The following is a 23,898-nucleotide window of genomic DNA, read 5'->3' as shown; positions in this document are numbered from 1 at the left end:
TCATATAAGCGGCTGTCGTTGTTATAATTATTAATATTTGAGAGTTTTTGAAAGCCGAGAACTATTAAGAATCGAGAACTATTAAGAATTAAGATTGTCGTGCAGTTGACCATGATTGGGCATGCCATACCAGTCTAGCAGTTGCAGAAACGGCAAATCTGCCAGGCTGTCACCAAAGCCAAAACTTGGACGCTGACTGTCTAAATGATGGTCTAATAAAAACTGTACCGCATGATGCTTATGAACCGCATGTGGCAGTATCGCTAGATTGTTAGCGTTAACATGGACATAGAAATCCTGATCAAAATCACGTATTAGATTGGGTAAATGTGCAGCTAATTCTGCCAATGCTTGATGATCTTTTTGCGCGTGTTTAATAGCCAGATAAATGGTTAGCTCTTCATTAACAGAACCATTATTAAAACTATCAATATGCGGTGTAAATACTAGCTGACTGTTATCGTTTCTACTGTGACCCGCGAATAATTGGCTCAGTTGGTTAAGTTTGTCTTGCAAAGGACTCAGCTGTTCATACATACGCTGTTGCCATGCGCTTAACAGCTCGCCATTAGCTGTCAAAATAATTGCACCGTGAGTCAAAACTTGCCAACTGTCAAAAGGCAGCTTTACACGTTTGATTTCGCTACGGTCGCGCGCGGTAACCACTATTAATTCAGTGCTAGCAAGCAACCAATTAAAAAACGTCGCTTGACGTTGGCTCATAAAACTTAACGGCTCGGCTTGTTTATTTACCGTGGCGCAGACTAAGCTTTCAGATTCAGCCGTTGGCAAGTCCCATGCATCAATTTTGCGTTGGGTTTGAAATAGGGTATCGTCTAGATCCATTAGCGCGTAAGGTTTGATAATGTTGGAGTCGCTCTTGAAGAATGGGATGGTCATAAAAGTGTCCGTAGTAATAGATTTGAAAATCAAATAGTGGCTTAGAGGCTAAGTTAAATCGAAGGACTCACCACCAATACATTATCCAAACCTTTCCACATGTCATCAACGCTATCCGCTGATGTCTCTACACACAAGACAATCACATCCCAATCGCTAGGCTCAACATTATAAGCAAAGTTGGTCATACCAAGCCCATAGTTATCGCTAAAACTTAGCATAGTGGTAATTGCGCCACCAAGGGCGATCGGTGAACGTGTTAACGCACTAAAATTAACGGTAGCGTTTTGAGTTTGCGTCTCAAGCCATTCCGCCAATAAAAACGGCAACCACACAAACTCATTACTACCCAATACTAAAATACGCTCAGGCAACTGCACTTCATTAAACTTTGCTTGTTCATTAAAATTGGTAAATGCTGCTTGAAACCTCATCAGATAATTATCAAAACCATCGGTGCTATCAAGTGTCGGAAAGCGCCCCCAATTTCCCGTGTCTCCTAGCGCCTGACTGCCAGCTTCCGTCGTACCGACAGATGGCATGGTAATTGGCTCAGGGTTGGGCGCATCCGCCCATTGCCACGCACCAGATAATAGGTGATGACGATGAAAGTCAATGTTAGGCAAACGTGCAGATATATTGTCGTCTACGTCAACTTGAGCTTGGTTCTGATTTAGAGACCAATCAACCAAAGTGGTCAGATGTACTTGCTCTAATTGATCAAGCCCTGCGTTACGAAGGGCGGTAACTACATTGACGCAAGTATTGCCCGTTGATGCTTCGTCATCAACCATAATCAATGTTTTGCTCGCTAGTAGCTGTGCTTGGATAGCTTTATCTGCACTTTGATAAATCAGATGCTGGCTAGCGTGACTGTGATCTTCGCTAAAAGTTGTTAGCAAGGTTTCAGAATTATCGTCGTTATGTTGTGCGTGACGGGTAGAGTTCAGTAGTAAGGCATTGGGATAACGCGTTTGTAGCGCTTGATGCACCCCAGCAGATAACCCAACGGCAGTCTCTGCCATACCGATGACCAAAATTGGCTCGGGCAAATCGCTCGGCACTAGGCTTGCCAAATCAGTAAAAGCATGTCGCATGGTGTTAGGGGCGACTGGAATATGGCGACCTAAGACTTTTGACACAAACAAAAATGCGCGTTTAGGATTAATGCGCTGCGCAAAGCCAAGCAAGTCTTCTAATTGATAGTGATTGCTTGTTTTTGTTCCATCTTTTGCAGTGGCTGAATTGGTTTGATAAGTTAAATCAAGAGTGCCGCGTGGTAGGGTGATGCTGCGTTTATACATAGTATTAGATATCATGGTATTAAGTATTGTGTTATTTTTAAGATCAGTCATCGCTTATTTCTATCCCATATTTTTCACAAAGATAACGTAGGTCGCCATCTATATTTTGATGCCTTGGCATAAATTGCCATTGTTTGCCTGCTCGGTTTAATGTAAATAGAATCAAACTTTTGCCTGACTTATCTTTTATGTCAAATTCACCTGAAAATAATAATGCATTCTGTTGCTTGTCAAGGATGCTCAGCTGAATAGGTGTTTGTGGAGGATCAGTCGCTAAGTTCTCAAGCTCACTTGATAAAGCAAAGTTAAGTTGTTCAATATTGGCAGGCTGAAGGTTTAGATCACAACTAAATTCAGATATGGACTTCTCAGATTCAAGTTGTTGATCCAGTTCGACTGCACCATCTTCACTATGGGTCTGTCCGTAAAATATCATGTCTTCATCGCCCCGTACTTTTGCAGTGGCATCTACTCTAAACAATACAGCATTGATAGTAGGTGCCGTTGTTATTTTGACAATAATGGGCGCAGCGGCAAAGAGGTTGGATGCTGATTTAGAAATTTGTTTTTCATGAATGGTATTATTAGTTTGTAAGTCTAACGCTGATTTACTGTTAGTCATCACAGGAGATTGTGTAATTTTTTTACTTTTTAATTTAATTAACATAACCTTATTTTCACGGCGCACATCGTATAGACGTAGTGTCGTAATAAGATCAGAGAATTTTTTATAGCCATATTTATCTAGTTTGATATTTTCATGGTTTTTATGAATTTGGCTAGCAATATAAGATAGGTTTGACCAACCATCTTTAGCATTAGGATTTTCATTGATTAGTTTATTTATTACGCCAATAAGATGATTTTGGGTATGTAATTGCTTAGTCGTCCAACGTTCTGATGCAATGTTTGAAGATGGGGTATCATTCTTATTCGGTGTAGGACTGACTGTAATGGAGTCGTTTTTAGCAGTTAATAAATCCTCTACATAAAAGAATTTATCACAAGCCTGTGAAAACGCGCTAACCGTATTACGCTTTCCAAAGCCAAATACTTTTACATGGTTTTTGCGGATACGTAGCGCTAATGAAGTAAAATCACTATCACTTGAGATCAAACAAAACCCATCGTAATTATCACTGTATAGCAAGTCCATTGCTTCTATAACCATGCCGATATCAGTGGCGTTTTTGCCTTTCACATAAGCGAAATGTTGCATAGGGTCGATGGCGTATTTAAGCAATGCTTCTTGCCAACTCTGGATATGCGCATTGCCCCAGTCGCCATAGATTTTTTTACAAGTGACATGTCCAATATTCTCTATCTCTTGCAGAATATGACCAATATTTTTTGCTGAGGCGTTATCGGCATCAATAAGTACGGCTATACTTTTGAGTTTAGCGGTCATCTATTTTCCTTAACACACTTTGTTAAAGTGGCTATTTTTATATTAACTTGATTTTATATTAACTTGCGTTGCTTAGATATTTTAACCCTGACAGCCGACCAGCCAAAGCGCTCCGCGACTTTGTTTACTAAGCTGCGGGGTAGTCAGTGCAGCAGTTGTAGAGCTAGATGTGGTAGACGAGCTAGCCAAACTAATGCCAGCGCTCGCGAGTAGGGCCGATAATAACTGGAACTTCACCGCATAATTCATGTTTTGCGCATGCTCATGGACGAGGCTAGCAGTCACCATGCCGATGACTTCACCTGTCGGCAAGAGCAGCGGACTGCCACTAGAGCCGGGCTGAATCGGTGCGGTAAATTGCATATAACGAATATCATCACTTAAGCCTGTTAATCCTGAGATACAGCCTTGTGTGACTTGTAGCTGGCTACTGAGTCCTGATAGCGGAAAGCCCAAAGTGGTAATGGTCTCGCCCAAGATATCCGAACACTGCTGCGCTAATGGTAGGTGGCAAGCCAAAGGATCGTTTACTCTGATAATGGCAGAATCGCTACCGATATCACTAAGTACCACTTGCGCCTCACGGTCAGGCTGGCCCTGCTGGCGCACACCAATCATCGCCGCCGACTCAATGACATGATAGCAAGTCAATAGATGATAAGGGTCAATAGCAAAAGCCGTGCCTGTCCATGTTTCACCAGCTTGGACTTGGCGGGGCGGGCGAGAGTCGCTATCTGGGTAACCACGCTGCTGCTGCTGCGCCGCTTGAATGAGTGCATGAGTATCTGGCGGACGAATATCAAGACTGACTTGCACTCGTTGCTCAAGGCTTGTCAGTCCTTGGGTCGAGCTTTCACCAAGAGCGCGACATTTAAACTGCCCATTACGCTTGTAAATCTCAAAAACAATAGCGGCTTTGACATGGCGCTCGCTTGCTATGAAGTCATAGTGAATAGCACCATTGTTTAAAGTTAGGCTTATATTTTTTAATTCGACAGCGGGCAAATTAAGTGTCGGCTCCTGATAAGTATAAGCGATTAGTTGTAAGAAGCTCACCCCTTGCGTGTCAAATAACGTGAGTAAATCCAGCTGCCATTCGCTGGGACTGTCATCATCGTCTAGCTTTGCCCAGTCTTTAGGCTCATGCAAATAGGCGGGGCTACAGACTGCCTTGCGCTGCTCATTTAAAGGTAGCCATAATAGTCCAAGCTGCTGCCCAAACCTAAGCGAATTTGAGGTCGTAAAAGCAACAATACAGCGCTCTTGAGTGATCACCGTGTTTGCGCCTAATACTAATGTGGTCTGTGCTGTCATCACCCGCCCCCTCATTGACTTTATAATGGCTCAGTATATTTTTATTATCCTAAGATATTTTACTTATTCAACGATGTCTTCTTCAATTTTTACACTTACCATTAGCGAGCGCACCTGACAAGGTTTAATTTTTTGAGCAATGTTTTCTAACTGTGGCTTGTCCGTTAAGCCCAGCCAATAGGCAAACCCCAGTTGTGTGAGATCGATCCCGCTATGCGCCGTATAACCGATGCCACCAGAAGGGCGACTGTTAATTTCAAGCACACGGTGCTGACCATCATCATCTGCTTTAGTTTGAACACTGACGATACCATCGCAGCCAAAGACTTTGATTAATGGTATCACCACCTCCATGACGTCCTGCTCGTAACCGACATGCTGGATTTTTCCCGTTTTATGACGAGTAACGGCTGCCAGTACTTCACCATATTCACAGACCACATCGATAGAGTACTCTTGCCCTGATAAATAAGGCATCAATAACATGGGAATAGGGCGCTCACGTATCATTTGGCTGTTTGTGTAAGCATTGACAAACTGCGCTGTATTAATTTTTTTCTCTTCGGTAAAGTATAAATGCTCAAAGCTATCGTACTGCTCGCCATCGTCTTTGGCCAAATCAAGCCGCCAAAAGCCTTGTGCAAAAATACCCGTGACCGGTTTGACACATAAAGGCTGATGACCATGCTCGCTAAGTAGGGCCTCAAGCTCAGCAGTATTGTCAAAGCGCCACGCGTCTGCCACTGGAATATCGTGGCGATGACATTGCTGCATAAAGGCAAATTTGTCATCGATACACTCTAGGGCTGCGACGCTGGTTGCTCCTGTTAATAAGCGAATACCAACAGCATCAAATGCTTCACGCTGTGCTTCATAATCGATACCATTACGACCAGTCAATAATACTTTTACATTGTGTTGCTTGGCTTGCTCCAGTACAAACTGCCAACGCGGTGTGACGGGTTCAGATATGACTTGCTCATCGCTGTCGAGCGCCGTTGCAGACGGCTCAATATATACGCTGTCGGCAAATTCAAAAATCTCGGGTCTGTCATGGCGGTGTGAGGCGATGATATTAAAGGGCGAGTGCGTTTGTGCTTTTAGGGCTTGCAAGCTGGCTAACATATCGCGTTGGCTAGACTGACCTTCGGCCAACCAAGCAGCTGGCGTTATAAGGTTGTCATTGGCAAGGCTATCGTTAGCAAGGTTACTCATAATTCTCTCAGCATTATTATCAATGTTATAGATAAGGGTTATAGGTATTGGATAACTGGGTGTGATTGTCGCACGTTTCATATCAAGATGGTCAATACTTATCTGTTGCCAAAAAAGCCACGCTGCGCCGTCGTTGATAGCAAAGTCTATTATATAGAAATGCTACGCTCTAGGGCGTGTCCGCATTTAAAAAATGGCGATAAAAATGAGATAAGTTGTAGTCAGACAAGGAAAACAGCGCAGATGATATCGAGATATTAGTCAACTATTTGATATTGTTTGGCAAGATTTAGCCATTTTTAATCCATTTAGATGACCATCGATTGAGTTGAGAGCACGCCTTAGTGTGCTGATTAAAAGTCTGGCATTATCCATGCTACTATATAACGATAGTGAACATAAAAAACGCTAATATAATAAATTTAAAGGATATAAGATGAGCCAAACCGAACCACAAAAGCTGATTGCTGGTGCCAATGCGCCACTACCGACTGACAGTATCAGCATCCGAATTTTAAGTCAAAACGCCATCGATTGTGCCGCTTATCGTCTGACTACTGATGGTAAAGTGCGCGGTGATGGCGATATGATATTTTATGGGCAGACGCGTAGTGATGACGGCAATGTCAGCTTCCGAGGTCACGACAGTGATGGGTTTTTCGACATTAATTTAGCAGCGCAACCGGCGAATATTGATAAAATTGCCTTGGCATTTTCTAGTACGCAGACATTGGCGCAAGTTGGCGATGTAGATATCCAAGTATTGCAAGGCAGCCAAGTGCTGATGACTTGTCAGCTTAGTAGTGCTGGGCGTAATGAAAAAGCCATTATTTTAGCAGAATGCTATCGTCGGCAGGGCAGCTGGAAGTTTCGCTTTATTGCCCAAGGTTTTGAAGGTGGCTTAAAGCCTTTGTCCGAACATTTCGGTGTAGAGATTGCCGATGAAGCACCAGCGCAGCCCCCATCTCAAAATAGCAATCAGGCTCAACCTATCAATACTCAACGTCCAATCAATACGCAAAAGGCGGGCAGTGCCACTCAAGCAAGCGCGCCGCCACCGATTCCAGCCAGCCCTTCGATCAACTTGAGCAAAATTACCTTAACCAAAAACCAATCCAGTATCAATCTAAAGAAACGTGATGATTTTGGTAAAATTTCTGTCAACCTAAACTGGAACCAACGTCCGGATATGGACAAGCAAGCACCGAAAAAAGGCTTGTTAGGTGACCTGTTCAAACAGCATAAAGCGGGCGGTATTGACCTTGACGTCGGGGCAATGATTCATCTAAAAAACGGCGAAAAAACTTTGATTCAAGCCTTGGGCAATCGCTTTGGTAGTTTGCAGTCAGCACCTTACGTCTGTCTGCGTGCTGATGATAGGACAGGACAAGTGAGTGGCGGGGAGTGGCTCGATATCAATGGTCAGCAGTGGTCGCAAATTGAGGAAGTATTTATCTTTGCTTTCATCTACGAAGGTGCGCCGAATTGGGCAAAAACGGATGGGGTAGTGACCATTCATGTGCCCGATCAGTCGCCGATTGAGACGCGTTTAACAGAAGGCACAGGCAACTTGCCAATGTGTGCCATTGCGCGTTTGGTCAACCAACAAGGCAGTATCAATGTTGAACGTATCAATCAATACTTTAAAGGCCATCAAGAAATGGATAAAGCCTTTAATTGGGGCTTTAGCTGGAAACGTGGTAGTAAGTAAGTGCTTGAATAGCATCCATTAATACAAAAAATCAGCCCGTCTATTATTAATAATAGACGGGCTGATTGCTTTTAAGTGTTAACGTTTTAAAGCGTTACAAGTAAAAACTGTTTAGACTTTATAGGCCTTTAAGCATGTGGCGTAATAGCAGGCATCAAATCATGGAAAGTACGACCTGAGGCAGTTTCGCCAATGGCATGCATTTTCCATTCATTGTTATGACGATAGACTTTTGCCATCACCATCGCTGTATGACTGCCTTGCGCTGATAGGTTATAGCGCGCGACCTCTTGATTATTATTGGCGTTCACGATACGGCAAAAAGCGTTTTCTACTGTTTCAAACGTTTGACCAGTGAAGCTATTGACGGTAAATACCAGCGAGACGACATCAGCAGGGATTCTTGAAAGATCGACGTTGATAACTTCGTCATCGCCATCACCGTCGCCAGTACGGTTATCGCCAGTGTGGACGATACTGCCATCTTTTGATTTAAGCTGGTTGAACCAAATGGCATCGACTGCTTGTTTATTGGCATCAAACATGATGCACGAAGCGTCTAAATCGATAGAATCGCCGCCGCTGCCACCTCCAAACAACTTGCCTAAGAAGCCCCCTTTTTTCTCTTGCGGTCCTTGTGCTACGTCCCAACCTAAACCCAATTTTACTTGAGTCAGATCGCCACCGGCTTCTTTGCTTAGGGATATCTTTTGTCCCTTTTGTAAACTAACTGCCATGATAAAATCCTTATATCACTCTCAAAAAATACGGTTAGTGGTGTCAAACTAGCTTAGTCTACAGAGCGTAGTACTTGCACTTGTTTTACTTGCTACTCGAATTTTCGTAAATGATATGATAATAATTGTGAGTGGAATACTGCAACGTTCAGTGATATTTTCAGTTGTTCATTTTGGTTAAAAATCGAGCTATAAAATATTATCTAAAAAGCCGCCACCGCCACCACGACCTCCGGAGCTACTGCCCAAGATGCTTTGTAGCCAGCCTTGATAGCTGTCACGATTGCGCGAACAGATAATGACTTTACCAGTGCCAGAGAAGTTCAACACCATACCTTCGCCACTGGTGACCGAGTTAATGATGCTGCTCATGATACCTTTCTTCTTGCTGGTTGAGACCGACAGCTTGTACTCAAGATTTGAGTCCCAGCAGACCACATGACCATTATCGATGATGACGTCTTTGTCTGGGGTGACATCAATCTCAAACAACGAGCCAAAGCCAGATACCACGACCTGACCTTGACCTTGCGTCTGCATAACCATAAAGCCACCAGTATCACCAAACACCGCGCCGCCGAGGTTACGCTGAATATTGGCTCTGATATCGACACCCGTTTGTGCAGCGACGAAAGCGCCATCGCTCAAGGTATATTGCTGAGCGCCGCAATCGATAATTTGCATATCACCATCGAGCGTCGGTGCTAGCAAACAATCGCCTTCACCGCCCGTCGCCTCAATCTGCTGCTGAAACAGTGATTCGTCATTAGCAAAGCGGCGCATCAATGACTGCATAAGGCCACCTTGCAGCTTACCTTTTAGCTCAAGGTTAGATTCCATCATGACCATGGCATTGGCTTCACAATAGATCGAGTCACCCTTTTTGAGGTTGCAATGTAAAAAAGGCTCAATGGTACCGATTAAGCTAAATGTTGCGGCCATGGGTGCAAATCCTTATTCTAATGCTTTGACATATACTTTGAAATTCGATAGATATTCTTTTGATACGTTGTTTTTCAATTTTAGAGGAGCTATTAAATTTAAAGCCATCAAATGCTTTAAAAAGGCACACTTGATAGCTTATATAGCGGGCAATCAGCTAGCTGACTGCCGCTGTTAACGATCTAAACGATTTAAATTAGACGTTTACGCCATAAGAGGCAGCTAATGGTCCAAGACCACCGCTGAAGCCTTGACCAACGGCGCGGAATTTCCAATCGCCGCTATGACGATACAATTCGCCAAAGATCATTGCTGTTTCAGTGCTACCGTCTTCTGATAGGTCATAACGAGCAATTTCAGTATCGCCATTGTCGTTTACGACACGGATATAAGCTTCGCCTACTTGACCGAAGTTTTGGTTACGGCTTTGACCTTCATAAATGATGGCGCAAATAGCGACTTTGCTGACGTCAGCTGGGATGCTAGCAAGGTTGATTTTGATTTTTTCATCATCGCCATCACCTTCACCAGTGCGGTTATCGCCAGTATGCTCGACCGCGCCATTGTCTGACTTTAGATTGTTAAAAAAGATAAAATCTTGATCGTTACGTACTTTGCCGGCTTCATTGACCAAAAAGCCAATCGCGTCTAAGTCAAACTCTTGACCGTCAGTGGCGCGTGGATCCCAGCCAAGACCGACCGTAATATTGGTTAAACCAGGCGCTTCTTTTGATAAGTTTACGTTGCCGCCTTTCGTTAAGCTAATAGCCATATAGATATCCTTTAGATTAATAATTAAGTGGATTGGGTTTTCGAACGAACGAATTAAAAATTATGCAGTTATGGTAGTGTTAGTATAAAAGTTAAATGAATATACCTGTATGCCACGTCCTGCATATCATTACGTTTTACTATACTAAGCGAGTGCTCACTAAGCAAGGTCTATTTTGTGCGCTTACTAGATGGTTACTAAGGGACATATCAGTGCTGTAACTCTGATACTTTTTAACAAACTGAGCAACAGTGGTTAAGATATTGTTATCGCAAAGTATTTTACCAATCGCCAGTAATTAACCAAAGAGCAGGGCGATAAGCAGCTAAAATACTTTGTAAAAGTTGCATGCCGTAAATAAAAAATGCTCATAAACGAAAACAGGTTATACCAACTTTTTGGTATAACCTGTCATTAAAACAATATGATGCTTACTACGCTTCAAACTTGCAGTTTATCAGCTAATCGATTTTGCTTCTTGCTTGCGATAATTGAGTGAGGCCACGAACGCCCAACCAATAAAGGCAATACCAATCAGACCAGTGATAATTTCTGGCACATGGAATTTCACTGACAATAGCATGATAATCGCTAAAGCACCGATAGCATAATGCGCGCCATGCTCAAGGTAAACAAACTCATCAAGCGTGCCTTTATCGACTAAGAATATCGTCATCGAACGCACAAACATCGCACCGATTGCTAGACCCAGCATAATAACGATAACGTCATTGGTAATCGCAAATGCGCCAATCACGCCATCGAAACTGAATGAAGCATCAAGAACTTCTAGATATAAGAAGCCGATAATACCGCCTTTCATAATCGCGCTGGTCGCCGCAGCGCCCGAGCCATTTTCTTCATTTTCTAAATCTGCTTCAAGGTCACCTTCAAGCATACCCGAAACCACTTGTACGCCAAGGTATACCAAGATACCCCATACGCCTGCAATCAATACCGCTGCTGACTGCTCAGGGTTAGCAAATGATACCGCAATCATCAACACGATAAGCGCCACAAACACACTCATGGCATCGACTTTACCCAGTTTTGCCAAACGGCTCTCAAGCCAATCAAACCAATGTACTTCTTTATCGTCAAAGATAAAGTTCAAGAACACCAGTAATAAGAAGATACCACCAAATGCTGAGATTTCAGCATGATGCGCCAATAATCTGGCTGAATATTCTTTAGGATCGTTTAACGCTAGGTCGACCACTTGCATAATACCCAAGTCAGCAGTAACCGCAACGATAACGATAGGGAATACCAAGCGCATACCAAATACAGCAACTAAAATACCAACCGTTAAAAATATCTTTTTCCAAAACTCATCCCAGCCTTTGAGGACTGAGGCGTTGACCACCGCATTATCAAATGATAATGAAATCTCCATGACGGCCAAAATAGCAGTAATAGATAGGGTGGTTATCAAGCCGCCCATACCACCATGTGAATATCCCCACCACGCCGCGACCGCTAAGGCAATGGCCGTGAAGATAAAGTCTAAATAAAAATGTCTCATGACACATCCTGTCTGGTTGCGTAAAGCTAAGGTCGGTCTATTATAGACTCAAACCACAAAAAAAGTGGCTATTGCTAACCACTTCTTAGTGCATAATTTTAAACGAAACATAAAGCATTATTGGTCGTTTGGCTATCAATAATTGTGGCTATTTTGCAACTAAAAGTACGTTGTAAAGTTACTCGATAATTCGCCCATAAAATTATTTTGTATAACTGGCTAATAAAGCTGCTTTAAACGCTGGTTTTAGTCTTGCTAATCATCCCAACCATGATGACGATACCAACCTAAATACGGCTTTAGATATCAACGCCGTATTGCTGACACATGGCTTGCAAGCCACCAGAGTAGCCTTGACCAACGGCGCGGAATTTCCACTCACCGTTATGGCGATAGACTTCACCAAATACCATCGCGGTCTCAACAGAGTAATCTTCTGCCAAATCAAAACGTACCACCTCGGTGCCGGTTTCTTCATTAACGACGCGAATAAAAGCGTTGGCTACTTGACCAAAGTTTTGACTGCGAGCCACTGCATCATGGATAGTGACAGTGACGACGATTTTGTCGACATCAGCAGGTACTTGGGTGAGGTTTACTTTGACGACTTCATCATCACCGTCGCCTTCGCCCGTACGGTTATCACCAGTATGCTCAACCGCGCCATTGTCAGATTTGAGTTGGTTGTAAAAGATAAAGTCATGATCGCCGCGCACTTTGCCTGCGGTGCTAAGCAAAAATACACTGGCATCAAGATCAAACTCAGCACCAGAGGTTGCGCGCTCATCCCAACCAAGACCAATAAGCAACTTGGTTAAATTTGGGTCAGTTTTCGTTAGCGATAAGTTACCGCCTTTATTAAGTGATAAAGCCATGGGGCTGTCCTTGTTATTAGAGTAAATTAAAGTTATTAGAGTAAATTAAACGTTTTTTTTAAAAGTTTGATATTAGGGTTTGTTGAACATTCAAATGTGGCACTGGCAGTGGCTATTTTTTAGACAATACGCAGTGAAATTTTTGACGCCTAGTCATTCTAGGTTAGACAATTTCGCCATGTATTGGCAAAAAATAGCCCTGCCCTGAAAGGCTGATACTGAAATCACCCCAAACGTTGTTGTAAACCTAGCTAAGATCTCGACATTATCGTCGGTTTACGCCTAGTTTGGGACGATTTTAGCGATCAGCAGTCCTAATATTTGAATGTTCAACAAACCCTAATTTTATAGAAGTAAAAGCGTTGCTAGAGTCAGAATTATCCCGAGACCAACGCTTAATCACGCTCTATCATAACAACAAAAAATGACCCAATCAAAGTAGATTGAGTCATTATTGTTTTTAAGTAAAATTTGGTCATTTTACTGAGCGTTAGAAGGGTTGCAAGGCTTTCATTTACCCTTGACGATGACGAATCTCAAAACTTTGATGAATCGGCTTTTTGATATTAAAATCGAAGCCAATGGTTTTTTGTGTGATATCAACGATGTCATAGCGCTCGATTAACTGCTCATCGAGCTCAAAACGGGTAAAGTTGTTTGAGAAATATAAGACGCCATCAGCGGTTAAGCGATTCATCGCGCGATTAATAATAGCAGCATGATCTCGCTGCACATCAAAAGTACCTTGGAACTTTTTCGAGTTTGAAAAGGTCGGTGGATCGATAAAGATAATATCGAATTGCTCGGTATTTTCCTTAATCCACTCAAAGATATCGGCAGCAACGAATTGATATTTATTGCGGCTGACGTCCAAACCGTTGAGCACAAAGTTTTGCTTGCCCCAATCGAGATAGTTCTGTGACAAGTCAACGCTGGTGACTTTTTTGGCACCCGCCAATGCCGCATGCACACTTGCCGTACAGGTATAAGCAAATAAATTCAGTACTGATTTATTACGACTGTTGTCTTTAATCCGTGCGCGCATATTACGATGGTCAATAAACAAACCGGTATCGAGATAATCGGTAAAGTTGACGTAGAAATATGCACCATCTTCGCGAGCGACATGAAACTTGCCGCGCTTTTCTGTGGTGTTCTGTTTGCTATATTGATCATTACCAGATTGGCGTGCCCGAGTTTTGATAAAGATTTGTTCGCGGTTAATATCGAACACTTCACGAATACCCATCAAAGCTAGATTAAAGCGTTTTTTGGCGGTCTCGGGTGGTATGGTTTTCGGCGGCGCATATTCTTGCACATGCGCGTAGTCACCATATAAGTCGATAGCCACTTTAAAATCAGGCAGGTCAGCGTCATAGACACGTATATTACTGACATTGTCTTTTTTAGCCAGTTTTTTCAGCTTGGCAAGATTCTTTTGCAGGCGGTTAATAAAGTCTTGACCGTCTTCTACTTCAATCTCACGTTTCTCAAAGCGGCTCACAAGATTGCCTGTTTGCCCAGCAATCAATGTGCCATAGCGGAAATAAACGGTAATGGCACCATTATGACAGCGTAAGGTTTTTGGCTCTCTAATCGGCAAGATATCGACTTGCTCGACATGAGAGGCCAATATACCAAGCATCGGATCAATGCCGCTACCGGCAAAGCTGTCTTGCAGAATAAGCCCAATCGCTTGATACAATGGTTTAATCATCTCCTCATCGCCCAAACGCTCACCATAAGGTGGGTTGGTGATAATTAGAGGGTTGCTCAATCGACCATCATCGACCAAAGGCTTTAGCACACTGCTTAGCCGGTCAAGGGCGCGCGTTTCAATGTCGAGTAGCGGTAGCAAGTCTTGTAGGCCAGCGGCAATCAGGTTTTTTTCTGTGGCGATAATCGCGCCACTATCTGCATCAAATCCCAAAATCAGCGGTAGGGTGTCTGGCTGCTCATTAGCGATGGCTAAGCCTTCACGGAAACGTATCTGTGCATCATCAATCATCTGCTGCCATAGCGTCTCGTCATGATGTTGCCATTGATAAAAACCAAATTGATTGGCGGCTTTGTCGATACCCACAGCATAATCACAATGCATGAGTAGTGCTTCAATAATAAAGGTGCCTGAGCCACACATTGGGTCGATTAACGCATTATAAAAAGGTGCATCGCCAGCGTCGTTCTTCTTATGCCAGCCTGCGCTATACAGTAGGGCTGCCGCCAAGTTTTCTTTGAGGGGCGCTTCGGTCATTGCCACGCGATAACCACGGCGATGCAAGCTGGTACCTGATAAATCTAAATACAATTCGGCTTGCTTGTCATTAACGGTCGCAAAAATAGCAAAATCTGGGTGCTTGCTATCGACGTTAGGGCGGCTGTCATAAACTTCATTAAAGGTATCAGCAATGGCATCTTTGATACGTAGCATGGCAAACTGCTGGCTAACAGCGACGCGTTTGTCGACAGACAGACGAATGGCAAAGGTTTGCTCAAGTTTAAACTGCTCTGTCCAATTGACCGACTTTGCCAAACCATAAAGCTGCTCTGCCACATCATATTCGGCATTAATATTTCTGCGTTTAATCAGCATCAACACCCGTGATGCCACTCGCGACCACAGACAAATCGTATAGAGATCACGCAACGTACCCGTAACGGTTAGACGACCGGTACTTTTGATGTCGCTTGCAATACCAAAACTCGTCAGCTCAGTCTGTAGTGGTGCCTCAAGCCCATCGGCACAAGTGATAACCAGCTCAAGTGATAACTCTGCTGAGATCGCTGGTGAAGGTGCTTCTGACAACGCTGGTGAAGAGGCGGCGGCAAGGGCTGGCGCGGTTGTTTCGGTCATACGGATACCTGTGGGCTAAATTGATAAATAATGATAAATAAGGCACATCATAAAATAAGATGTTTAACCGCCAATTTTACCATAATTACGCTATGGATGGTTTAAGTGGCTTTGATTAAAAGACGGCGTTTAAAATTTTGGCGTTAAGGTATTATTAAAATCATTATTATCTATAGTGAGTGAAAAGTAATACAGATACACCACGCACTACTGATATCAATTTTTATTACTTGCTATGCCTGCGCAGACAGAGGCTACACACAATTGATAGCAGCAATACTGTCGCGTTTTTAGGATATTTTGGCTATAGCGTCAGATTAAAAAAGGGTTCATTATTGGGTTTTAATGCAGGGCGTGTCCTCATTTTAAAAATATTAATAAAAATGAGATAAACCACAGTCAAACGAGGAAAATAACACCGCTCAGCGATAGAGGTTCTTGTAAAGAACCATAAAAAAACTGCGTAGCCCTTATGTTCAAGGACTACGCAGTTCGACAGTATTCGAGCCTTAGTATTTGAGCCTTTATAGACGCCTGATAATACTATTCAAGACCCAATGTACTTAAGTGTTGTGATTAAGCATTACTTTTTAAATAATCTAACATGGTGTCTGCATCTGATACTTCAAATGGGTCTATTGGGCAGTTGTCACCAAAATTAGGTTCCTTAAACACTTTTTTGATGGCTTTATTATCGACGTACATCGAATAACGCCATGAGCGCATACCAAAGCCTAGATTACTCTTATCAACAAGCATGCCCATTTTACGAGTGAACTCACCATTACCATCAGGAAGCAAGAAAACATTTTCACGGTTTTGCTTTAGGCCCCATTGATACATGACAAAGGCGTCATTGACAGAAATGCAAACGATTTCATCTACGCCTAACGCCTTAAACTCATCGTAAAGCGCTTCATAACGAGGTAGATGGCTGGTCGAACAGGTTGGTGTAAAGGCACCTGGTAGTGAGAACACGACCACTTTTTTATTGGCAAATAGCTCATCTGTGGTTAAGTCTTGCCATTTAAATGGGTTGTCTCCTTCGATAGAGTCATCACGAACACGGGTTTTGAAAGTCACATCAGGTACATGGGTAATCATTATTTACTCCTATTTAGGTTATTGTCTTTTGTTTTTAAAACACTTCATTTATATGATAATAGTTATAGCAATCCATAAGCAAATCTTTAAGCTGATATTTGCTATATAAGGTATCAAACTATATGAGATTTTTCTAGACCTTACAAGCTATGTGAGCTGCTTAGGCCCTATCCTAGAGAGCTATGTTTGAAGTAGTCTCTGTCGTTTAAGGCTTTTGCACTTGCTTCTCTAGATTAGGGACATCCCTAATAAACGTTATTTATTACCCTTGGTTAGCGGTAGTTTTTCTGATACTACCTGCGTTGTAGTCGCAAAAGGTTTGGTCGCGATAGGATAATCCACGTCTTTTGGCATCAGCAGGCGCATATGCGGATAAGGGGTGGATATATTGGCCGCATCAAAGGCACGCTTGATATCTTCTCTTAGACCTTCTTTAATCTTGGGCATACGCGCAACAGCGGCCGGTTTTACCCAAAAACGCACGATAAAGAATACCCCATATTCGCCAATTTCATCGACGGTTGCTGAGGTTTCAGGACGATTAAGCACCACGTCATTGTCGGTAAGTACCTGCAAAATCTCTTTGCGGGCGTTATCAATGTCATCTTCAAACGCAATACGCACACGGACATCAAAGCGGATAAAGTTTTTTGAGGTTAGATTGGTTACCTCAGAGGAGGCAACGTTAGAGTTTGGAATAATGACAGTGATGTTGTCTCGAGTCAAAACGTGAGTGGTACGTAGGGCAATCACCACCACACGACCTTCATTATCATTGATATTAACCCAGTCGCCTACTTGAAAGGACTGCTCAAGCAAGATCGTAATGCCAGCGATAAAGTTGGCAAGCGTCGATTGGGCAGCAAAACCAACTGCTAAACCAGCGATACCGAGACCTGCTACTAAAGACACAATATCAAAGCCAAACTGCGCCATGACGCTGGCAAGCCCCAATACCAACAATAATACCGACAAGATGTTTTTAAGCAGCTGCTCAATAGAGGCATTGAGGCCGTAATGCTGCAATACTTTGTGAATGATTTGTCCAGAAGACGTCCACAACACGTAATAGATGCCCGCCCAAGTACTGGCCTTAGCCGTGGCTTTGATCGTCTCTGGTTCAAAGCTAATCTGACTCATAATGGCAATCAAGCTGGCAACGATCCAAATATAACGCAAAACTGAGCGCACTATTTTTGACCGGCGTTCATTCAGACGGATTCGGGATTTGCTTTTTTTGACAATATAAATAGCCAACCAATAAAAAAACCCTAATACCGCAAGCAGTATCAGGATTTTAATACCCGTGCTGGTCAGCTCTACCGCTTGCGACGTCCAATCGAATGACTCCTCATCGACTGAGCCGCCGAGAGCAAGGTAAAGGCTAGTATGTAAGTCACGAATGATCTCTTGAAAAAACTCGGTAATACTAGCGATTGCCATTGTGTCGTCCATGCAAAGTGTTTTTAGATGACCTCAAGTCGTGACAATCAATACAACACGACATGAGCGAAGATTGGTACTAAGCATAATGTTTAAAAGCGCTACTATTTAGGTTATTAAGAAGTGCTTTCTTGAGTGTCCTGAGACTGAAAAGGTATCTTCATTTTGTGTTGGACATCGCGTAGCGCGGTACGCAAACCTTCTAGGATAGTCGGATGATAAAAAGGCGTGTCCAGTAATTGCTTAATACTTAAGTCATTGGTGATAGCAACCGCCAATATATGACCGATATATTCGGCATCGGGACCGACCATGCTCGCACCTAGGATTCTGTCTGTTTTTTTGCAGCCATAGATATGTAGCAGGCCACAGTTGACGCCCATGACTCTGCTGCGTCCTTGGTTGTCGAAACTCACGCTGCCAACCACGTGTTCTAGCTCTTCATCCTCTTCTATTTCGGGGAGAGACTTACCGACGTTGATGATTTGTGGCGAACAAAATACGATAGAGAAGGGTACAGCTGGTGGGCGAATATAAGCATTTTTTACATTGTCACAGACCATATTGCCCGCACTAAATCCTTCATCACTGGCCACATGCAGCAGTGGAATATGGGCATTGGCATCGCCAACGATAAAGACATTTAAATCACCAATTTGACCGGTCTTTTTACTCAGATTCTTTGGACGATTTTTGTCATCGAGCTCAACCCCTAGGTTTTCAACGCCTAACTGCTCAATATTATTACGGCGACCCGTCGCAACCAGTACATATTCACCTTGCCACTGCTGTGTCTCACCTGCGCTGTCTTCATAATCAATAAAGGCGAGCGCTCCTTGACTACCTTTAGCCGCTTGCGTGCCAATATCGTTGATTTTACTGCCCAAGTGCATCGTCAACTCACGGCTTAAGCAGTCGATGGCTTTATTACTAATGTCTGAGTCTTTCAGTCCGGCTACCTTTTTAACACGGTTAAATAGTGTCACCTCTACACCCAAGCGATTAAATGCTTGCGCAAGCTCTAAACCAATAGCACCGGCGCCAACCACCGCCATAGATTTTGGTAAATCTGGCAGCTCAAAAACGGTATCAGACGTCAGTAAAGTCTCGCCCAGTTTATCGGTCCAATCTTCTGGAATAAAAGGAGAGCTGCCAGTGGCCACGATGATTTTATCTGCTTCAATCACCTCGTCATTGACCTCAATGAGACCTTGCTCATTGATATGAGCGCGACCTGCTATTTTTTTGTGGTCAGGCCAGCTATCGACTTGCTTTTCAATATAGCTTTCAAAATGACTGCGCTCAGTACGGACGCGTTCCATGACTTGTTTGCCATCTATTTGAGCGCTGCTATGAATCCCAAATTCCGCAGAGTGATTGGCATCATGAGCGCGGTCGGCTGCGGCAATGAGCAGTTTGCTGGGCATACAACCGACCGCAATACAGGTGGTCGTCCAAAAACCATCATTAATAATGACGATATCATCTTTGGTTTTACTGGCTTGGCGAAAGGCATTCTGTCCTGCTGTCCCTGCGCCAATGACGGCAACCGATACCTTGCGCGTGACTTGATGGTATGTACTAGCGGCAGTGCTGTCTGACTGGTTATTCATATTATTCTCAAATGGTTATATTTTATAGGATGTGAGTGACTGATACCGATAAGGCGTTGGCTTTTAATCGTTTGCGCTTAACGACTCAATAAGCGCTATTTTATGATCAATAATTAGTGCCAATAACCATAATAAAAGTTATGGCGCTAACGTCGTCAGTAAGCGCTCGGTATAGTCCTTGGCACGTATATTGCGTTGCGCATGAGTAAGATTGCCGTCTTTATCAAATACGAAGGCTGAGCGTACCAGACCTAAGGTAATCTTACCGTACATGTTTTTTTCTTTAATGACGTCAAAGTACTGGCATAGTTTTTCGTCGTTATCACTGATCAGTGGAATCTGTAAATCATATTTTGCGATAAATTTTTCATGAGATTCCACACTATCGCGCGATACCCCAACGATATCATAGCCTAAGCCATCGAACTCACTAAGGTGCGCTGTGAACTCTGTCGCTTGCGTGGTGCAACCTGGGGTATTGTCTTTTGGATAAAAATAAAGAATCAGTCCTTTGTTAGTATGCGCAACCAAGTCTTTTAAGCTAATATCGTCATGAATAAAATGACCATCTAACTCACGTACCATCGTCACTGGAAAGTCGGGCAGGGCAATAGTCTCTGTGGTTGGCTTAGCCATGGTAAAATCCTTAGTTGTTTTATGGTTTTTTTAGATTATGGTGGTCTTATTATAGGCAGATTAGCAGAAATAAATACTCAGTTTTACACTTCACTTATTCATTCGCAACAAAAAAGACTGGTCATTGCCAGTCTTTTTTGTATTAACCCATTTATTGCTTATGCAGGTTTTTGTGGTTGCTTTAAGTCTAGGCCAACAGTGCATTGCTGCAAGTCTTTTTGCATTTTCTTTACATAGGGTAGGCCTGACGGGTCTTTTTTGTCTTGGGCATAGCTCTCAATTTCCCACATTTGACCGATTGTCATGTTGCTACGGACATCAATAGTGCAATTGCATAGCTTGGTCGCGTTGCTCTTGTCAGCGACTTTATACTTGACGGCACCGCTCACGCAAGTATTGATATTGTTTTGCTTAATATCGATAGCATTGGCTTGTGGCATGGCAAACAGCGCAGCGAGGGCTAGGGGTAATACGGGCAATAACTTCATAAATATCCTCTCAAAGGTGGCAGCAATTTTGTAGATTTTTACGCAGAGCAAAATAAAATGACGGTAGATAAAAAATGGAGATAAATAGCACTTTTTCTCTACCATTTGTCTATTTAATGACAAATATAATCGTTCATACCATAGCAAGTATCACAATTAAAATACAACGGCGGCGTGCTGTGTTAATGCAAGCGAATGTTTCGCTAATGTTTAGTCATGGCGTCCGCTGCTATAGTCGAGGCAATTTTGAGTCAGTACAAAGCAACTGAGCACAGATATGACAATAGTAAATCATGCGAGGTTATCACCGTACCAATTTACAAATGCTTTGGTTATATATAGTCGATACTAAATAGAGTAGAGACACAACATGAAGGTGCGTGACTGTTACAAATTTTTCTTGCTTGCTGTGCCTACGCAGACAGAGGCGGCAAAAAATTTATATCGGTCACGCTGTATCTTTTTTATATTGACCTGCTATAACCCATATAACCAATCCAAGCGCTAAGATTGATAATGGGTGGGATCAGCGACACCTGCTTGGGCAAACCCTTGACGACGTAAGGTGCAGCTGTCGCAAACGCCGCAGGCAAGACCGTTGGCATCGGCTTGGTAGCAAGAAATCGTCTGGCCATAATCGACACCCAATGACAGCCCAAGCTCAATGGTCTTCGCTTTGGATAACTGCTGCAATGGCGTCTGAATGGTTAGATGATGACCAGTCACACCCGCTTTAGTCGCTAGATTCGCCATGTGCTCGAAAGCGGCGATGTATTCAGGGCGACAATCTGGATAGCCAGAATAGTCGACTGAGCTGACGCCAATGACAATATGGTTGGCATCGATGACTTCAGCGACGGCTAGGGCATAAGATAAGAATATGGTATTGCGTGCAGGCACATAAGTGTTTGGAATGGCATCGTTATCAATCTCATCGCGTTTCTTATTAGGGAACTTCTCTGCATCTCCGTCAGGAACGATCATGCTGTGATCGGTCAATGATGAGCCGCCCAACTGAGCGATATCAATATCGATAATACGATGATTGACCGCGGCTGTTTCTGCGATACTTTTTGCGGCGACAAGCTCACTATTGTGACGCTGACCATAGTTGAAGCTGACCGCAGTAACCGACGCATAACGCGCCTTGGCCCAATATAAGCAAGTCACTGAATCGAGACCACCAGACAGTAGCACAACAGCATTTTGGCTTTTATGCAGTGTTGTTAAGCGCTCATCGGCTGTTTGATTTTGGGCGTTGGCTGGTGTGGTAGCGTTAGTCATAGTGTTGTCTATTATTGATTGGCGAAAAACGGCTATTTTAGCAAAAATACGGCTATTACAGAACCATAAAGGCGATAAGATTTTGTCCCTCGCATCGATTTTCACTACATTCTATGATTGTTTGCCCACAACGATAGCATTTATGCTAATAATTTAGCCTCATCTTTTCAATACCTTAGTGATTTTTGTTATAATCGCTGCGGCTTTTAGCGTCTCACTCGTGTGTCACTATTAATATTGAGACGCCTTCTGTTTTATAGCTTGCTTTATAGTCACATCATTATAGTCACATCATCCTTGCAAAGATATTGAGTAATTTATGACCGCAGCGACCTTGTTTACACCAACATTCCCTCCTCAATTTAACGAGGTGTCTACCAATGCTGACTTCGATAATCATTCTTTAGAGACTGATAGACATAGTATGGAATACGATGAGGTGAACGACGAGCTCAATGATGCTATGGACGTGGCAGCTGATAGTGAGCATGCTGGTGTTGACTATGGCAGTGCTGAGCAATTGGCTGACGAACAAGCACTGACAGAAACAGCGATATTTCGCAAACTACAAAAAAAGCTGCGCCGCCAAGTATCTTGGGCGATTCGTGACTTCAATATGATTGAAGATGGCGATGTGGTGATGGTTTGCGTGTCAGGTGGTAAGGACAGTTATACATTGCTTGATATTTTATTGCTGCTAAAACGTATTGCGCCGATCAACTTTGATATCGTCGCGGTCAACCTTGATCAAAAGCAGCCCGGTTATCCTGAGGATATTTTGCCAGCGTATCTGAACGAGCAGGGCATTGCTCATTATATTTTAGAAAAAGATACTTATAGTATCGTCAAAAGCGTGGTGCCAGAAGGCAAGACTTATTGCTCAGCATGTTCGCGTTTGCGTCGTGGCTCGTTATACGGTTTTGCCAAGCAGATTGGCGCGACCAAAATTGCCCTTGGTCATCACCGTGACGACATGCTCGCGACTTTCTTTTTGAACTTATTTCATGGCGGCGCGCTAAAATCGATGCCGCCAAAATTGCTCAGCGACGACAAGCAAAACATGCTCATTCGCCCTTTGGCATACGTTGAAGAAAAAGACATCATTGAATACGCACGCCTCAAAGCGTTTCCGATTATCCCGTGCAACTTATGTGGTAGCCAGACCAATCTACAGCGCGCTATTATTAATGACATGCTACGCGAATGGGATAATGCTCATCCGCAGCGTTTGGCCTCTATCTTTAAGGCCATGCAAAACGTTGCTCCTTCACAATTAGCAGACCGTGAGTTATTCGATTTTGAACACTTAAGTCTCGACCGTGACGACAATGAGCGCTTATTTGAAGGGGATAATATTCAAGCAGGGCAGACAGATAGCTTGGCTGACATCGGCCTACCAGTCGCGCCAAAAACGCAAACTTTTAATCCAAAGTTTGCTAGTAAGCAACAGACAGACAAAGCGATAGAAAGCAGTCGACCAACACAGAAGATTCCAACGATCAACCCTGTTATCTAGTGGTCTGTTTTATTGAAGGGAATTTGGAAAGATTGCTGACTATGGTCAAAATATCCTAAAAGCGCGAAGATATTGCTGATATCAGTGTTTCGTAGCCTCTATCTGCGCAGGCACAGCAAGTCAGAAAAATGGATATCAGCAGTGCGTTATGGTTCGATATTACTTTTCATTGACTATAGCTAAATGATAACAATAAAAAAACCAGCTCATTATTGATTAATGGCTGGTTTTTTTATGTCTTAATAAGGTGATTATTC

At 43.1% G+C, this 23,898-nt stretch carries 19 protein-coding genes; 2 read left to right on the top strand and 17 right to left on the bottom strand.

The window, feature by feature from the left end; all coding sequences use genetic code 11:
* Positions 1-81: 81 nt before the first annotated feature.
* From CXF65_RS02950 to CXF65_RS02930, 5 genes are all read right to left on the bottom strand, one after another.
* On the bottom strand, positions 82-900 hold the full coding sequence (locus CXF65_RS02950) for an HAD hydrolase family protein (RefSeq protein WP_101210984.1): 819 nt from the start codon (positions 898-900) through the stop codon (positions 82-84).
* Positions 901-953: 53 nt separating this feature from the next.
* A complete protein-coding gene (locus CXF65_RS02945) occupies positions 954-2,219 on the bottom strand; it encodes a phosphoribosyltransferase domain-containing protein (protein WP_198551954.1) in 1,266 nt (421 codons plus the stop codon).
* A gap of 28 nt (positions 2,220-2,247) precedes the next feature.
* Entirely contained in the window at positions 2,248-3,612 is a 1,365-nt protein-coding gene (locus CXF65_RS02940; RefSeq protein ID WP_101210983.1) for an NYN domain-containing protein, read from the bottom strand.
* An 81-nt stretch (positions 3,613-3,693) separates the two neighbouring features.
* Complete coding sequence (locus CXF65_RS02935) at positions 3,694-4,926, bottom strand: S1 family peptidase (protein WP_101210982.1); 1,233 nt, start codon at positions 4,924-4,926, stop codon at positions 3,694-3,696.
* Positions 4,927-4,989: 63 nt separating this feature from the next.
* Positions 4,990-6,141 (bottom strand): ATP-grasp domain-containing protein, encoded by a 1,152-nt coding sequence (locus CXF65_RS02930; RefSeq protein ID WP_025650990.1) that lies wholly within the window; start codon positions 6,139-6,141, stop codon positions 4,990-4,992.
* A 436-nt stretch (positions 6,142-6,577) separates the two neighbouring features.
* Between CXF65_RS02930 and CXF65_RS02925 the strand changes: the two genes are divergently transcribed.
* A complete protein-coding gene (locus CXF65_RS02925) occupies positions 6,578-7,852 on the top strand; it encodes a TerD family protein (RefSeq protein WP_101210981.1) in 1,275 nt (424 codons plus the stop codon).
* A gap of 128 nt (positions 7,853-7,980) precedes the next feature.
* Here CXF65_RS02925 and CXF65_RS02920 read toward each other — a convergent pair whose 3' ends face one another.
* The 12 genes from CXF65_RS02920 to queC form a co-directional block, all read right to left on the bottom strand.
* Positions 7,981-8,589 carry a TerD family protein gene (locus CXF65_RS02920; protein ID WP_025650992.1) on the bottom strand — a complete coding sequence of 203 codons (609 nt, stop codon included), beginning with the start codon at positions 8,587-8,589 and terminating at the stop codon, positions 7,981-7,983.
* Positions 8,590-8,778: 189 nt separating this feature from the next.
* Positions 8,779-9,531, bottom strand: a complete 753-nt coding sequence (locus CXF65_RS02915; protein ID WP_025650993.1) for a TIGR00266 family protein — start codon at positions 9,529-9,531, stop codon at positions 8,779-8,781.
* A gap of 196 nt (positions 9,532-9,727) precedes the next feature.
* Complete coding sequence (locus tag CXF65_RS02905) at positions 9,728-10,303, bottom strand: TerD family protein (RefSeq protein ID WP_025650995.1); 576 nt, start codon at positions 10,301-10,303, stop codon at positions 9,728-9,730.
* Positions 10,304-10,760: 457 nt separating this feature from the next.
* Positions 10,761-11,828 (bottom strand): DUF475 domain-containing protein, encoded by a 1,068-nt coding sequence (locus CXF65_RS02900; RefSeq protein WP_101210979.1) that lies wholly within the window; start codon positions 11,826-11,828, stop codon positions 10,761-10,763.
* A gap of 299 nt (positions 11,829-12,127) precedes the next feature.
* Entirely contained in the window at positions 12,128-12,703 is a 576-nt protein-coding gene (locus CXF65_RS02895; RefSeq protein ID WP_101210978.1) for a TerD family protein, read from the bottom strand.
* A gap of 514 nt (positions 12,704-13,217) precedes the next feature.
* A complete protein-coding gene (gene rlmKL, locus CXF65_RS02890; protein ID WP_101210977.1) occupies positions 13,218-15,557 on the bottom strand; it encodes a bifunctional 23S rRNA (guanine(2069)-N(7))-methyltransferase RlmK/23S rRNA (guanine(2445)-N(2))-methyltransferase RlmL in 2,340 nt (779 codons plus the stop codon).
* Between the two features lie 576 nt (positions 15,558-16,133).
* Positions 16,134-16,661, bottom strand: coding sequence for a peroxiredoxin (locus tag CXF65_RS02885; RefSeq protein WP_101210976.1), 528 nt, complete (start codon positions 16,659-16,661; stop codon positions 16,134-16,136).
* A gap of 255 nt (positions 16,662-16,916) precedes the next feature.
* Positions 16,917-18,104, bottom strand: coding sequence for a mechanosensitive ion channel family protein (locus CXF65_RS02880; protein WP_227523184.1), 1,188 nt, complete (start codon positions 18,102-18,104; stop codon positions 16,917-16,919).
* A gap of 116 nt (positions 18,105-18,220) precedes the next feature.
* Positions 18,221-19,717 carry a dihydrolipoyl dehydrogenase gene (locus CXF65_RS02875; protein ID WP_101210974.1) on the bottom strand — a complete coding sequence of 499 codons (1,497 nt, stop codon included), beginning with the start codon at positions 19,715-19,717 and terminating at the stop codon, positions 18,221-18,223.
* A gap of 138 nt (positions 19,718-19,855) precedes the next feature.
* A complete protein-coding gene (locus tag CXF65_RS02870; protein ID WP_101210973.1) occupies positions 19,856-20,353 on the bottom strand; it encodes a peroxiredoxin in 498 nt (165 codons plus the stop codon).
* 158 nt (positions 20,354-20,511) lie between these two features.
* Positions 20,512-20,841, bottom strand: coding sequence for a hypothetical protein (locus tag CXF65_RS02865; RefSeq protein WP_025651003.1), 330 nt, complete (start codon positions 20,839-20,841; stop codon positions 20,512-20,514).
* Positions 20,842-21,345: 504 nt separating this feature from the next.
* Entirely contained in the window at positions 21,346-22,062 is a 717-nt protein-coding gene (queC, locus tag CXF65_RS02860) for a 7-cyano-7-deazaguanine synthase QueC (protein ID WP_198015410.1), read from the bottom strand.
* 487 nt (positions 22,063-22,549) lie between these two features.
* Between queC and ttcA the strand changes: the two genes are divergently transcribed.
* Entirely contained in the window at positions 22,550-23,641 is a 1,092-nt protein-coding gene (ttcA, locus tag CXF65_RS02855; protein ID WP_413772491.1) for a tRNA 2-thiocytidine(32) synthetase TtcA, read from the top strand.
* Positions 23,642-23,898 lie beyond the last annotated feature (257 nt).

The sequence above is a fragment of the Psychrobacter sp. Sarcosine-3u-12 genome (genome assembly GCF_002836005.1).
Classification (GTDB): Bacteria; Pseudomonadota; Gammaproteobacteria; order Pseudomonadales; family Moraxellaceae; genus Psychrobacter; species Psychrobacter okhotskensis.
This window is presented reverse-complemented; position numbering and strand designations above follow the sequence as displayed.